The sequence below is a fragment of the Actinoplanes sp. NPDC051343 genome (assembly GCF_044455125.1).
GTDB lineage: Bacteria > Actinomycetota > Actinomycetes > Mycobacteriales > Micromonosporaceae > Actinoplanes.
This window is the reverse complement of sequence record NZ_JBITEL010000008.1, coordinates 140,104-152,847: the sequence shown is the minus strand read 5'-3', so window position 1 is coordinate 152,847 and position 12,744 is coordinate 140,104. Positions and strand designations below refer to the sequence as shown.

General features: G+C 71.8%; 10 protein-coding genes and 1 pseudogene. 3 read left to right on the top strand and 8 right to left on the bottom strand.

The features are described from left to right. Window positions 1–54 precede the first annotated feature (54 nt). Complete coding sequence (locus ACIA5C_RS26270) at window positions 55–351, top strand: co-chaperone GroES (protein ID WP_364110940.1); 297 nt, start codon at window positions 55–57, stop codon at window positions 349–351. A gap of 515 nt (window positions 352–866) precedes the next feature. Here ACIA5C_RS26270 and ACIA5C_RS26265 read toward each other — a convergent pair. Both ACIA5C_RS26265 and ACIA5C_RS26260 read right to left on the bottom strand, forming a co-directional pair. After that, window positions 867–2,579, bottom strand: a pseudogene (locus ACIA5C_RS26265) (PrsW family glutamic-type intramembrane protease); the annotation flags it as partial. Window positions 2,580–2,844: 265 nt separating this feature from the next. Next, entirely contained in the window at window positions 2,845–3,951 is a 1,107-nt protein-coding gene (locus tag ACIA5C_RS26260) for an aromatic acid exporter family protein (RefSeq protein ID WP_396059052.1), read from the bottom strand. 31 nt (window positions 3,952–3,982) lie between these two features. Here ACIA5C_RS26260 and ACIA5C_RS26255 point away from each other — a divergent pair, with 31 nt between their 5' ends. After that, window positions 3,983–4,645: a metal-dependent phosphohydrolase gene (locus ACIA5C_RS26255; protein ID WP_396059050.1), complete on the top strand. Its 663-nt coding sequence runs from the start codon at window positions 3,983–3,985 to the stop codon at window positions 4,643–4,645. Here the strand turns inward: ACIA5C_RS26255 and ACIA5C_RS26250 are convergent. The 4 genes from ACIA5C_RS26250 to ACIA5C_RS26235 form a co-directional block, all read right to left on the bottom strand. Further along, window positions 4,601–4,864, bottom strand: coding sequence for a DUF4031 domain-containing protein (locus ACIA5C_RS26250; RefSeq protein ID WP_396059048.1), 264 nt, complete (start codon window positions 4,862–4,864; stop codon window positions 4,601–4,603). The two genes, ACIA5C_RS26255 and ACIA5C_RS26250, sit on opposite strands and share 45 nt — an antisense overlap. Next, entirely contained in the window at window positions 4,861–6,657 is a 1,797-nt protein-coding gene (locus tag ACIA5C_RS26245) for a glycerol-3-phosphate dehydrogenase/oxidase (protein ID WP_396059046.1), read from the bottom strand. The genes ACIA5C_RS26250 and ACIA5C_RS26245 overlap by 4 nt, the downstream gene beginning before the upstream one ends. An 85-nt stretch (window positions 6,658–6,742) precedes the next feature. Further along, complete coding sequence (gene groL, locus ACIA5C_RS26240) at window positions 6,743–8,365, bottom strand: chaperonin GroEL (protein ID WP_396059044.1); 1,623 nt, start codon at window positions 8,363–8,365, stop codon at window positions 6,743–6,745. Between the two features lie 289 nt (window positions 8,366–8,654). Further along, window positions 8,655–9,587, bottom strand: coding sequence for a hypothetical protein (locus tag ACIA5C_RS26235; protein ID WP_396059042.1), 933 nt, complete (start codon window positions 9,585–9,587; stop codon window positions 8,655–8,657). A 100-nt stretch (window positions 9,588–9,687) separates the two neighbouring features. Here ACIA5C_RS26235 and ACIA5C_RS26230 point away from each other — a divergent pair, with 100 nt between their 5' ends. Then, window positions 9,688–10,191: a GNAT family N-acetyltransferase gene (locus tag ACIA5C_RS26230; protein ID WP_396059040.1), complete on the top strand. Its 504-nt coding sequence runs from the start codon at window positions 9,688–9,690 to the stop codon at window positions 10,189–10,191. Between the two features lie 7 nt (window positions 10,192–10,198). Here the strand turns inward: ACIA5C_RS26230 and ACIA5C_RS26225 are convergent, their stop codons facing one another. Together ACIA5C_RS26225 and thrC are read right to left on the bottom strand one after the other, a co-directional pair. Continuing rightward, a complete protein-coding gene (locus ACIA5C_RS26225) occupies window positions 10,199–11,176 on the bottom strand; it encodes a GNAT family N-acetyltransferase (protein ID WP_396059038.1) in 978 nt (325 codons plus the stop codon). A 287-nt stretch (window positions 11,177–11,463) separates the two neighbouring features. Continuing rightward, window positions 11,464–12,744 carry a threonine synthase gene (gene thrC, locus ACIA5C_RS26220; RefSeq protein ID WP_396059036.1) on the bottom strand — a complete coding sequence of 427 codons (1,281 nt, stop codon included), beginning with the start codon at window positions 12,742–12,744 and terminating at the stop codon, window positions 11,464–11,466.

The following is a 12,744-nucleotide window of genomic DNA, read 5'->3' as shown; positions in this document are numbered from 1 at the left end:
ACCGTCTGCGTCGTGAGCACCGACACCCGAACCGAGTCCGGATTGCCGATCCGGATGCTGCACGACCGCGTCCTCGTCCAGCAGGACGGCGGTGAGGGCGAACGGCGGTCGACCGCCGGCATCGTGATCCCGGCGACCGCCTCGATGGGCCGGCGCCTGTCGTGGGCGACGGCGGTCGGGGTCGGCCCGAACGTGCGGTCGATCGTGGTCGGCGACCGCGTCCTGTTCGACCCCGACGACCGCTCCGAGGTCGAACTCCACGGCCGCGGCTACGTCCTGCTGCGCGAACGCGACGTCCACGCGGTAGCCGCCTCCCGCGTCGAATCGAACGCCACCGGCCTCTACCTCTAGGTGCGCTCGTCACCACCCTGAGCTGGTGTTTCACCGCCCGGCAGACCCGAATCCGGAGCGCCGTAGCCCGGAGCGCCGTGCCCAGGAGCGCCCTGCCCCGCGGCGCTCTCCCCTGGGGCGCCGTAGCCTGGGGCGCCGTAGCCCGGAGCGCTTTGCCCGGAGGCGCTCTGCCCCGGAGCGCCGTAGCCTGGAACGCTCTGCCCACGAGCGCCCTCCGCCGGAGCGCCGTAGCTCGGAGTGCCCTGACCCGGAACTCCATAACTCGGGGTGTTCTGGCCCGGCCCGCCGAAGTTCGGGGCACCGGACGCAGGCATGCCCGAAGGCGACCCATAACCAGGCGCGCCATAGCTCGGATCGCCATAGCTCGGCGTGCCTTGACCTGACGCCTCGTAACCCGGAGCGCCGTAACTCGGCGTGCCAGAACCCGGCATCCCGTAAGCCGAAGTGCCCGACGCCGACGGACCGTAGCCAGGCGTGGCCTGACCCGCCGCGTCGTAGGCGGGACCGCCGTAACTCGGCGTTCCAGAGGCCGGGGCGCCATAAGCCGGAGTGCCGGACGCCGGGCCGCCGTAAGACGGAGTGCCAGACGCCGGGGCACCGTAAGCCGGCGTCCCAGAAGCCGGGGAACCGTAAGCCGGGGCGCCATAGGACGGCTGGCCGTAGGCGGATGCGCCCGGCTGCGGATAGCCATAGCCCGACAGCTGCGCGCCATAGCCCGACGGCTGCGCGCCATAGCCCGACGGCTGCGCGCCATAGCCCGACGGCTGCGCGCCATAGCCCGACGGCTGCGCGCCATAGCCTGGCGCCGGGTAGCCCGGGGTGATGCCGTAGCCCGCGTACGCCGTTTGCGCGAACTTGATCGGCACCGGCACCACCGGCTCGTCGGGTGGGGTCACCGTGCGGACCACGCCGTCGGGGAAGGCGATCTGGTAGAGCTCGCCGTTCCAGAAAGCCTGCGGCATCTGCGGGTCGCGGCCGGTGAACGACGACCGGTAGTCGACGATCGCGGTCAGGAGGCGCTGCTCCTCGGCCTCGGCTCGCTGCAGTGACAGTGGCGTGCGGTGCAGGCCTCGCTGCATGCCGTCGCGTAGCAGGGCCAGTTGGGTGGCGGCGAACTGGAAGCCTTTCATCGCGCGCTGCCCGGCCGGGCCGGCGACCCGCTTGGCCCACTGCCGGGCCGAGTAGCGGCGGCCCAGGCTGCCCAGGGCGGCCACCTCGGGCGGCGCGAACCAGCCGGTGCGTACGTAGAAGGGCAGAATGCGCTCGGCGATCCGGCCCTCCCAGCCGCGCAGGGCGATCGCGAAGCCGACCACCGCGAAGAAGAAGGGCACCATGAAGCCCAGGTAGCCGTACAGCATGATGAACGGCTCGCCCAGGCTCACCGACAGGGTCGGCAGCAGGTTGAACGTGCCGTGCAGCATCATCGCGACCAGGATGCCGGCGATCGGGGCGAGCCAGCGCACCCGGCGGTCGCCGGAGCGGGACGAGACGCCGAGGCCGATGCCGGTCATCGAGGTGAAGAGCGGGTGCGCGAAGCCGGTGAACAGGATGCGCACGATGAAGATGGCGAAGACGTTCTGGAGGCCGGTGGCCGCTCCGTACTGTTCGGCGCCCGCCGCGTAGCCGTGGCCGCCCAGGTAGAGGACATTTTCCACCATGGCGAAGCCGAGCGCGGACAGGCCGCAGTAGACGATGCCGTCGGTGATGCCGGACCATTCCTCGCGGCGGCGCCAGAACAGCAGCAGCGGGCCGCTCGCCTTCATCGACTCCTCGATGAGCGGGGCGATCAGCACGGCGACCAGCGACTCGGAGAGGCCGGCCTTGTCGAACAGCCAGGCCGCGCCGGTGTTGACCAGCAGCGCGACCGAGGTGGCGACGGTGGCGCCCCAGGCGAAGCAGAAGGCCAGCAGGTGCATCGGCTCGGGCTCGTAGCGGTCGAGCCAGAGGAACGCGGCGACCAGCAGCGGTACCGGGATGACGGCTGCGATGATGCCGACGAAGAGGGCCACGCCGCCGTAGTTGGCGCCCAGGAACAGCAGCATGCCGACCGCGCCGGCCAGGATCAGGGCGACCACGCCACCGATCGGCAGCCAGCGCCGCCAGCCGCCGCGGGCCCGGCCGGTCGCCGGGTCACGCCAGGAATGGAGCCGGGTCGTCGACGCCTCACTCGGCACCGGCAGGAAGGTGGCCGGCGGGGAGCCCGCCCCTGGGCCGGCCGCGTAGCCCATGGCCGGGTCGAATGCACCGCCGGCGTAGGACGGCGCCGGCCCGGGGTGGGGGGCCGACAGGCCGAGCGGAGCCGTCTCCCCCACCGAATAAGCCGGTGCGGGCGGCTGGGCAGGAGCGGAGGAAGCCGGGAACGCCGAGGTGGGCGCTTCCGGGGCAGGCGGGGTGGCGCCCTGCTCGGGCCCCCCGCCCGGTGAAACGTCGGCCATGCCCGCCAGCGTAGTCACCCGCGGCGGGCGGGGCGGCCCCGAGGACTACCGAGGAAGATCAAGGCCACCGAGCGGCGCGGCGGCGGAGGGTACGCGAGTGCGCCTGCCGACCGACGGCCTGGCGCACCATGCGTACGGCCTCGGAGCTCTCCACCCCGGTGGCGCGCAGCAGGTCGCTGACCGTGGTCCGCACCTGCGCCACGACCACCCCGCCGGAGAAACCGACCCCGTCGTCGTACCCCCGCATGGCCTGCACCACGGCCCGCAGGGCCCGTTCGCGGGCCGCGAGCGGCTCGGCGCCCTTGGCCCACTCCTGTTTGAGCAGCCCGACCGCGTCGCCGAGCAGGCCGATGGCCGCCGGCAGGCACTCGGGCACCGTCTCGTCGTCGTCGAGCGCGGTCTTCACCCGACGGCTCATCACCCGCACGTTGCGCAGCGCGTAGGTCATGTGCGGCGCCCCGCCGACGTATTGGGCCAGCGCGCCGCGGGTGTGCCAGCGGGCCGGGGCGAACGCCACGTTTTCGCGGGCGGCCGAGACCGCCGAGGCGAAGGCGGCGAACGTGCTCTCGGCCGCCCGGAGCTGGGCCAGGGCCGCGGTGATCCGGTCGCCGTCGCGGACGGCCAGCGCGGCCGAGATCTCGTGGAGGCCGTCGGCCAGCGCCTGCAGGGCCGGGTCGGCGGAGCGCCGCACCACCGTCAGCGGGTTGAGCGGCAGCAGCACCGTCATCACGGTCAGGCCGATGCCGCCGCCGACCAGCGCGTCGAAGAACCGGGTCCAGGGCTGGCCGGTGCTCGAGGTGAGCGTGGCGACCAGCACGGCCGAGGAGGCGGATTGGGTGACCAGCGGGGTGCCGCCGCCGACCCCGGTGGCGATCAGGACGGCCATGACCACGACGAGGCCGATCTGCCACGGCCCGGTGCCGATGACGTGGATGATCGCGTCGCCGATGCCGATGCCGAGCGCGACCCCGATGACGAGTTCGGTGGTGCGCTGCACCCGCTGCCCGACCGAGGAGGCCAGGGTGATCACGGCGGCGATGGGCGCGAAGAAGGGTGCCGGCCGCCCGATCAGGTCGTGGGCGATGAACCAGGCCAGCGCCGCACCGACCCCGGCTTGGAGGGCCAGGGTCAGGCCACCGCGTACGCGGGCGAGGGCACCTTTCATGGAAGGAGAACCTACCGACGAGCGTGACAGGATGGCGAGCGTGACCTCCCTCGTTGACCAGTTCTGTGACGCGGCCCGGCAGGCCGGTGCGACCGCCGGCGACGACGACCTGCGGGCGGCCGGCGACTACCTGCTCGGGCGGTGGTCGGAGCCGCAGCGGCACTACCACACCGTCGCCCACCTGAGCGCCGTGCTGGCCGTGGTTGACGAGCACGCCGGCCTGGCGCCGCACCCGGAGCGGGTGCGGCTGGCGGCGTGGATGCACGACGCGGTCTACGACCCTCGCGCGCTGGGTGACGCCAACGAGCGGGACAGCGCCGAGTTCGCCGCCGGCCTGCTGGCCACGCTGGGGGTGCCCGACCGGGTGGCGGCCGAGGTGGCCCGCCTGGTCGGCCTGACCGCGGGGCACGCGACCGGCGACGACGACCCGGACGGCGAGTTGCTCTGCGACGCCGACCTGGCCGTGCTGGCCGGCGACGACGAGCAGTACGCGGCCTACACGGCCGCCGTCCGCCGGGAGTACGCGCACGTCGGCGACGACGATTTCCGGGCCGGCCGGGCCCAGGTGCTCAAGGCCCTGCTCGAGCTGCCCACGATCTACCGCCTGCCGTCCCTGCGCGAGGAGTGGGAGCAGCGGGCGCGGGCCAACCTAGAACGAGAGATGCTTGGGCCGTCGCAGCCCGGACGCCCTTAGCCGGAAGGCCAGCTCGCGCGAGGGCAGGAGTGTCGCCCCGAGCCAGATCGCACTGCGGAACATGGCCGAGGGGATGTCGTAGTGGTCGCGGTCGAACCCCCGGCGCGGCGCGCCCAGCATCTCGGCGAACACATGCAATTCGTCGTAGGACAGGTCGCTGACCAGGTGCGACCAGAGTCGCCCGCGAGCCGGCCACAGCGGCTCGTCGACGAGGATCAAAGGTCGGCGACCAGGTCGATCCCGCGGTCGGCGGCGAACCCGCGTACGTCGGGAACGCCGACGCGTGCCGCATCGGCGGTGAGATCGTCCGGCATGGTCTGCGATTGGCGTTCGGCGTCGACCCGGGCCCGGTAGTGCTCGATCTCGCGCTCGCGGACCGCCGCGTCCCAGCCGAGCGCATCGCCCATCAGCTTGGCCGCGTGTTCCATCGTCTCGGTGCCGCGGTGCGACGTCTCGATCGAGATGCGGGTGCGCCGGGTCAGCACGTCGTCGAGGTGCAGCGCGCCCTCGGCCAGTGCCGCGTACGCCACCTCGGCGGCCAGGTATTCCGGCGCACCGGTCAGCGGCGCGGCCAGGCCCGGATCGGCCGCGATCATGGCCAGCAGGTGGACCGACAGCGTGCCGTACCTCTCCAGCAGGTGCTCGATCACCCCGGTGGTGACGCCGTGCCGCCGGGCCGTGTCCTGCCGGTCACGCCAGGCGGCGGCGTAGCCGTCGGCGCCGAGCAGCGGAAGCTGGTCGGTGTGCGAGGCCCGCCGGGGACCCCCGAGGCGCTGCATGGCCCGGTCGATGACGTCGGCCGCCATCACCCGGTAGGTGGTGTATTTGCCGCCCGCGACCAGGATCAGGCCGAGCATCGGTTCGAACACCGCGTGCTCGCGGGAAAGCTTCGAGGTCGAGTCGGCCTCGCCGGCCAGCAGCGGGCGCAGACCGGCGTAGACGCCCTCGATGTCGTCGGTGGTCAGCGGCCGGTCGAGCACCGTGTTGACCTGGTCGAGGATGTAGCGGATGTCGCGGGCCGAGGCCGCCGGGTGGGACCGGTCGAGCTGCCAGTCGGTGTCGGTCGTCCCGATGATCCAGTGGCCGCCCCACGGCAGCACGAACAGGACCGAAGTGGGGGTGCGCAGGATCAGGCCGGCCTCGCCGGTGATCGCCGAGCGGGGCACGACCAGGTGGACGCCCTTGGAGGCGCGCACCCGCATGCCCGGGCGCACGCCGACGTCGCTGAGCATGCGCGACATGTCGTCGCTCCACACCCCGGTGGCCGCGACGACCGTGCGGGCGCGGACCTCGAACTCGGGCTCGTCGGGCGACTCGAGGTCGCGGACGCGGACGCCGACCACCTCGCGGGCCTCGCGGAGGAAACCGGTCACCCGGGCGCTGGTGACCACGGCCGCGCCCAGGCTGGCCGCGGTGCGGGCCAGGTTGACCACCAGGCGCGCGTCGTCGACCTGGCCGTCGTAGTAGCGGATCGCGCCGGCCACCGTGTCGGCCCGCAGGCTCGGGAACAGGTGGCGGGCACCGTTGCGGCTCAGGTGCCGGTGCAGCGGCATCCCCCGGCCGGTGCCGAAGACACCGGCGAACACGTCGTACGCCGCGACGCCGAGCCCGTAGTAGCCACGGTGCCAGGCCCGGGCGGCCGGGTTGGCGGCCGGCAGCGGCACCAGGATCGGCACCGGGCGCACCAGGTGCGGTGCGAGCCGGGTCGAGAGCAGTCCGCGCTCGGTGAGCGCCTCGTGCACCAGGTGCAACTCGAGCTGCTCCAGGTAGCGCAGGCCGCCGTGAATCAGCTTGCTGGAACGGCTGGACGTGCCGGCGGCCAGGTCGCGGGCCTCGACGAGGGCCACCTTGAGCCCGCGGGACGCGGCGTCGAGGGCGGCACCGGCGCCGGTCACACCGCCGCCGACCACCAGGACGTCGAACTGCTCGTCACGCAGCCGCCGAAGGTCGGCGACGCGGCGGATCGGGGAGAGCCGGCCGGCGGTGTTGCGGGAGACCGATGGATCGCGCACCCGTCCAACGTTAGCGCTCGCGCCGGGCGCGGCAAGGGCGGGCCGCCAATGGCGACCCGCCCTTATGTGGTGCTTATGACTGGACTCAGAAGTCCATGTCTCCGCCGCCCGGGGCGCCGGCCGGGGCCGGGTTCTTCTCGGGCTTGTCGGCCACGACGGCCTCGGTGGTGAGGAACAGCGCGGCGATCGACGCGGCGTTCTGCAGCGCCGAGCGGGTGACCTTGGCCGGGTCGATGATGCCCGCGGCCAGCAGGTCGACGTACTCGCCGGTCGCGGCGTTCAGGCCCCAACCCGCTTCGAGGTTGCGCACCTTCTCGACCACGACGCCGCCCTCGAGGCCGGCGTTCACGGCGATCTGACGCAGCGGGGCGTCGAGCGCGACCTTGACGATGTTGGCACCGGTGGCCTCGTCGCCCACCAGGTCCAGCTTGTCGAACGCGGACTTGCCGGCCTGCACGAGCGCCACGCCACCGCCGGGGACGATGCCCTCTTCGACGGCCGCCTTCGCGTTGCGAACGGCGTCCTCGATGCGGTGCTTGCGCTCCTTGAGCTCGACCTCGGTGGCCGCGCCGACCTTGATGACCGCAACGCCGCCGGCCAGCTTGGCCAGGCGCTCCTGCAGCTTCTCGCGGTCGTAGTCGGAGTCCGACTTCTCGATCTCGGCCCGGATCTGGTTGACCCGGCCCTGGATCTGCTCGGCGTTGCCGCCGCCGTCGACGACGGTGGTCTCGTCCTTGGTGATGACGACCTTGCGGGCGGTGCCCAGCAGGCTCAGGTCGGCGCCGTCGAGCTTGAGGCCGACCTCCTCGCTGATGACCGCGCCACCGGTGAGGATCGCGATGTCCTCGAGCATGGCCTTGCGACGGTCACCGAAGCCGGGGGCCTTGACGGCGACCGACTTGAAGGTGCCACGGACCTTGTTGACCACCAGGGTCGCCAGGGCCTCGCCCTCGACGTCCTCGGCGATGATGATCAGCGGCTTGCCGCCCTGCATGACCTTCTCGAGGATCGGGAGCAGGTCCTTCACCGCGGAGATCTTGCTGTTGGCGATCAGGATGTACGGGTCGTCGAAGACGGCCTCCATACGCTCGGCGTCGGTCATGAAGTACGCCGAGATGTAGCCCTTGTCGAAGCGCATGCCCTCGGTGAGCTCGAGCTCGAGACCGAAGGTGTTGCTCTCCTCGACGGTGATGACGCCTTCCTTGCCGACCTTGTCCATGGCCTCGGCGATGATCTCGCCGACCGTGGAGTCACCGGCGGAGATGGAGGCGGTCGAAGCAATCTGCTCCTTGGTCTCCACGTCCTTGGCGATCTGGGTCAGACCCTCGGAGACGCTGGCGACAGCAGCCTCGATGCCCCGCTTGAGGGCCATCGGGTTGGCGCCGGCGGCCACGTTGCGCAGGCCCTCGCGGACGAGCGCCTGGGCGAGAACGGTCGCCGTCGTCGTGCCGTCACCGGCGACGTCGTCGGTCTTCTTGGCGACCTCCTTGACCAGCTCGGCGCCGATCTTCTCGAAGGTGCCCTCGAGCTCGATCTCCTTGGCGATCGACACACCATCGTTGGTGATGGTGGGAGCGCCCCACTTCTTCTCGAGCACTACGTTGCGGCCCTTGGGGCCGAGCGTCACCTTGACGGCGTCGGCGAGCTGGTTCATACCGCTCTCGAGGCCGCGACGAGCTTCCTCGTCGAATGCGATGATCTTGGCCATACGGCGTTGTCCTCCTGGACATTCGCGGTGCCGGGCCGTCTGGCCCTGCCGCTCGTTGCGAAACTGTGTTGCCTGAATCCTGCGGACGTCACCACCTGGCGATGTGACGTCCCAAGTCGAGCCGGATGGCCCGCGACGACCAGCCCCGCGCCCCGGCGCCGATGGCGGCACCGCGACCGGAACCCCACCGTCCCGACCTGTTTGGCACTCACAGGTCACGAGTGCCAATGACTTGTTTAGCACTCTGAGGGGGCGAGTGCAAGCAAACAGCACCCTGTTCGCTAGCGGCTCAGAAGAGCTCCGGGGCGGCCAGCTCGGCGCGCAGGGAGACGCTGGTCACCGGGCCTTCGGCCCGACGGGCCTGGGCGTACGTGACCAGGGCCGCGACCGCCCAGAACACGCCGGACGCGACCCCGGTGGCGGTCTGCGCGACCGAGCCACCGACGGCGTCGGCCAGCCGGGGCAGCAGGATGAACGCCAGGGAGGCCACGGCCAGCCCGGCCACCCCGGCGGGTGGTGTGCCGGCCAGCAGGTGCAGCGCCCGGCTCGGGCCTCGGCCGTGCTCGATCAGCACCACGCAGCCGACCATGCCGGCCACCGTGAGCACCGCGCTCGACGCGAGCACCAGGATGATCCGCAGCGGCTCGGCCACGCTGCCGGCCACATCGGGCTGCGAGTCGAGCAGCGGCAGGCCCTGTGCGACCAGACCGAACAGGGCCAGCCAGAGCCAGAGCGGGCGCAACCGGTCGGCGACCAGCGACCAGACCGTGCGCAGGCGTGGCCGGGCGCCGTCGGCGGCCGCCGGTACCGCCACCCCGACCGCTCCGGCCAGCACGATCAGCAGCGGCAGGGCCGAGACCGCGAAATAGGCCAGCCACATCAGCGGGAGCAGCAGCAGGCCGAAGCCGCCGATCACGTCGGAGAGCGCGGGCGCGGCGATCAGGGTGTCGTCGACGCGCCCGACGAAGAAGTGCGTGGGCAGCGCGGCCAGCAGCGCGATCAGCACGAACAGCACCACGTTGCGCAGCAGGACGCCGCCGGCCTTGTCGGCCCAGCCGCCGAACCCGGGACCCGGCACCAGGCGGTCGGACATCTGGGGAGCCGCGGTCACGACCAGCCCGGGATGGGGCAACTCGGCCGTCCGCGACTCGGCGTCGAGCGGATCCGCCGCCTCGACCACCGGTTCGTCGACCAGGCGCAGCGGGGGCTCGGCTGATTCCATAGCTGACCACCTTGCCTCAGCCTGCGGCGACTTGCCACCCCGGACGGATATGCGGCAACCCGGTTGCCGCCCGCACCTGGACCGGGGTAGGGAGAAGACCATGAAAAGCTGGACCGTACGCCGGGTGACCGTCGACGACGCCGCCCGCATGCGCGCTCTCCGGCTCGAGATGCTGGCCGACAGCCCGCTCGCGTTCCTCGAGACGCTGGCCACCGCGGCGGCGCGGCCCCACGAGGCCTACCGGGCACGCATCGCCCAGGCCACCGTCGGCCGCCAGCTGGCCCAGTTCATCGCCGACCCCGGTGGTCGCCTGATCGGGCACGCCGGCGGCACGGTCATGCCGGAAGATCCGGCGACCACGATCGTGTTCGCGGTCTACCTGACCCCGGCCTACCGCGGCAGCGGCCTGCTCGGCGACCTGGTCGACGCGGTCTCCGAGTGGTCCCGCGAGTGCGGGCGCGACGAGCTGATGCTCGAGGTGGTGACCGGCAACGACCGGGCCGTCCGGGCGTACGAGAAGCTCGGCTTCAAGGAGGTCGGCGAGCCGGTGCCGCACCCGGTCATCCCGGTGCTGACCGAACTGAGGATGCGGCGCCGGGTCTGAGCGGGTCTCACACGTCGAGCCGCCAGTGGATGATCGACTCCGAGGGCGCGAAGCCGATCTGCCGGTTGATCGAGAGCATGTGCCCGTTGGAGAGCGCGTTGAACGTGTCGATGTAGCGCAGTTCGGGTCGCCGGTCCCGCACGAACCGCAGGTTCTCCAGCTTGAGCACCAGGCCCAGCCGGTGTCCGCGGTCCTCCGGCAGCACCAGGGTGATCTGCTGCCAGGCCCGCTGCGGCTCGGCGAGCAGGCCGGCGATGGCCGTCCAGCCGACCAGCCGGCCGTTGCGACGTACGCCGGTGTTGAAGGTCTCCCGGCCCCGGCTCACGTTGGACGCCTCGGCCTGCCGGATCTGATCGGCGTCCAGCTGCTCGGGCTCCAGCGGCAGGTCGCCGATCGGGGAGTCGGTGTTGATCCGGTTCCCGACCGTGGCGACGTCGTCGATGATGTCGTCGGGCGGCACGCCCGTCCACTGCACCACGTCGTAGCCGGGGGCGTGCTTCCACGCCTCGGCCAGCAGCGCGTCGAGGCGGTCCTGGTCGGCGTCGTGCAGGTCGAGGCGGCAACGGATCTGCTGCAGCGCGGCCCGGGCGCCGGCCGCCTCGGCGAACGCGGCGCCGTCCGGCCGGGTCTGCACCGACCGGCCGACCAGGTGGTGCCGGCCGAGCGCGCGGGCGCGGTGCTGGGCCAGCTCGAGCAGCACCCGGCCGGCCCCGCGGCGGCGCTGCCGCGGAAGCACGACCAGGTCGACCTCGACCAGCGCCCGGTTGTCGTGCTGCGGGAAGCCGAGCACCAGGTAGCCGACCGGGGTGTCGCCGGCCTTGGCGAGATAGCGCTCGTAGGTGAGGCCGGGCCACGGGTTGTCGAGGGCGGCCAGGAACGCCTCGCGCGGCAGCGCGGGCAGGTCGGGCTGATCGAACTCCTGACAGGAGCAGACGATCCCGAACGCGTCATCCGGAGAATCCAGCGGCACCGCTGAAATGCGCATGGCCGTCACCCTGCTCGGGTGACGGCCACCTAACAATCTATTAAATGACTCTATTAAATGACTGCTCTTGGATGACTGGACGAATTTGGTCGGGAGGGCGGACGCACGGCGCCTCCGGCACCGGGTCGTTGGGCCCCTCGAGAGATTGTCACCAAGCTCGAGAAGTGAGGGGCCTCAGTACGGCGTCACGCCCTCCCGCGTAGAGCATCCTGCCGATCGGCCGGTCGGTTCGCAAGTCCTCCCACGATGGAATCTTGAACCGTGGGCAGAGGATCAGTCACTCTGCGTCATCCGAGCAGGCCCGCTTCGCGAGCACCGCGCAGCGACGGCTTGATGCGGTGCGTGGGTCCCACCAGTTCGGCGACCGCGTCCAAGGTCTTGAGCCCCTCACCCGTGTTGAAGACGACGGTCTCCTTCGCCGGGTCGAGCTTTCCGGTTTCCACAAGCTTTTTCAGTACGGCCACGGTCGTGCCGCCGGCCGTCTCCGCGAAGACTCCGGTCGTCTCGGCGAGGAGCCGGATGCCGTCGCGGATCTCGTCGTCGTCGGCGTAGTCCATCCAGCCGCCCGTCCGCTTGACCGCCTCGATCGCGTACGCCCCGGCCGCCGGGTCGCCGATGTTGAGCGACTTGGCGATGCCGGTCGGCTTGACCGGGACGATCTCGTCGGTGCCGCCCTGCAGCGCCGTCGCGATCGGGTTGCAGCCGGCCGACTGGGCGCCGAACACGGTCCAGCCGCCCTCCGGCGCGTCGACCAGGCCGATCTCGACCAGCTCGGAGAACGCCTTGTCCACCTTGGTGAGCAGCTCGCCGGAGGCCATCGGGATGACGACCTGGGCCGGGATGCGCCAGCCGAGCTGCTCGGCGACCTCGTAGCCCAGCGTCTTCGAGCCCTCGGCGTAGAACGGGCGGACGTTCACGTTGACGAAAGCGGTGTCCTCGAACTCGTCGGTCTCGACGAGCTCGCCGCAGAGCCGGTTGACGTCGTCGTACGACCCCTCGATCGCGACCAGTTCGCCACCGTAGACCGCGGTGGTGATGATCTTGCCCTGCTCCAGGTCGTACGGGATGAAGACGATGCTCGGAACACCCGCCCGCGCCGCGTGCGCGGCCACCGAGTTGGCCAGGTTGCCGGTCGAGGCGCACGCGTACCGGGTGAAGCCGAGGCCGCGGGCCGCGGTCAGCGCGACCGAGACGACCCGGTCCTTGAACGAGTGGGTCGGGTTGGCCGAGTCGTCCTTCACCCACAGCGGGCCGGTGATGCCGAGCCGGGCCGCCAGGCCGGGCGCGCCCACCAGCGGGGTCAGGCCGGGGTCGAGGGTCACCCGGGTCGCCGGGTCCTGGCCGGTCGGGAGGAGACCGGCGTACCGCCAGATGTTCTTGGGGCCCGCCTCGATCTGGGCCCGGGTCACCCGCGCGAGCGCCGCCGAGTCGTACGCGACCTCGAGCGGGCCGAAACATTCGTAGCAGGCGTGCTGCGCGACCAGTGGATATTGTGCGCCGCAGGCGCGACAGACGAGGCCTTTGGCCGGGGATTCGGTGGCAGCGGGTGCACTGACGGTAGACGTCAT

Excerpts from the sequence above, each read along its gene's own strand:
- ACIA5C_RS26270 (WP_364110940.1), top strand. The coding sequence starts at position 55 with ATGCTGCACGACCGCGTCCTCGTCCAGCAGGACGGCGGTGAGGGCGAA.
- ACIA5C_RS26260 (WP_396059052.1), bottom strand. The coding sequence starts at position 3,951 with ATGAAAGGTGCCCTCGCCCGCGTACGCGGTGGCCTGACCCTGGCCCTC.
- ACIA5C_RS26255 (WP_396059050.1), top strand. The coding sequence starts at position 3,983 with ATGGCGAGCGTGACCTCCCTCGTTGACCAGTTCTGTGACGCGGCCCGG.
- groL (WP_396059044.1), bottom strand. The coding sequence starts at position 8,365 with ATGGCCAAGATCATCGCATTCGACGAGGAAGCTCGTCGCGGCCTCGAG.
- ACIA5C_RS26235 (WP_396059042.1), bottom strand. The coding sequence starts at position 9,587 with ATGGAATCAGCCGAGCCCCCGCTGCGCCTGGTCGACGAACCGGTGGTC.
- ACIA5C_RS26230 (WP_396059040.1), top strand. The coding sequence starts at position 9,688 with ATGAAAAGCTGGACCGTACGCCGGGTGACCGTCGACGACGCCGCCCGC.
- ACIA5C_RS26225 (WP_396059038.1), bottom strand. The coding sequence starts at position 11,176 with ATGCGCATTTCAGCGGTGCCGCTGGATTCTCCGGATGACGCGTTCGGG.
- thrC (WP_396059036.1), bottom strand. The coding sequence starts at position 12,744 with ATGACGTCTACCGTCAGTGCACCCGCTGCCACCGAATCCCCGGCCAAA.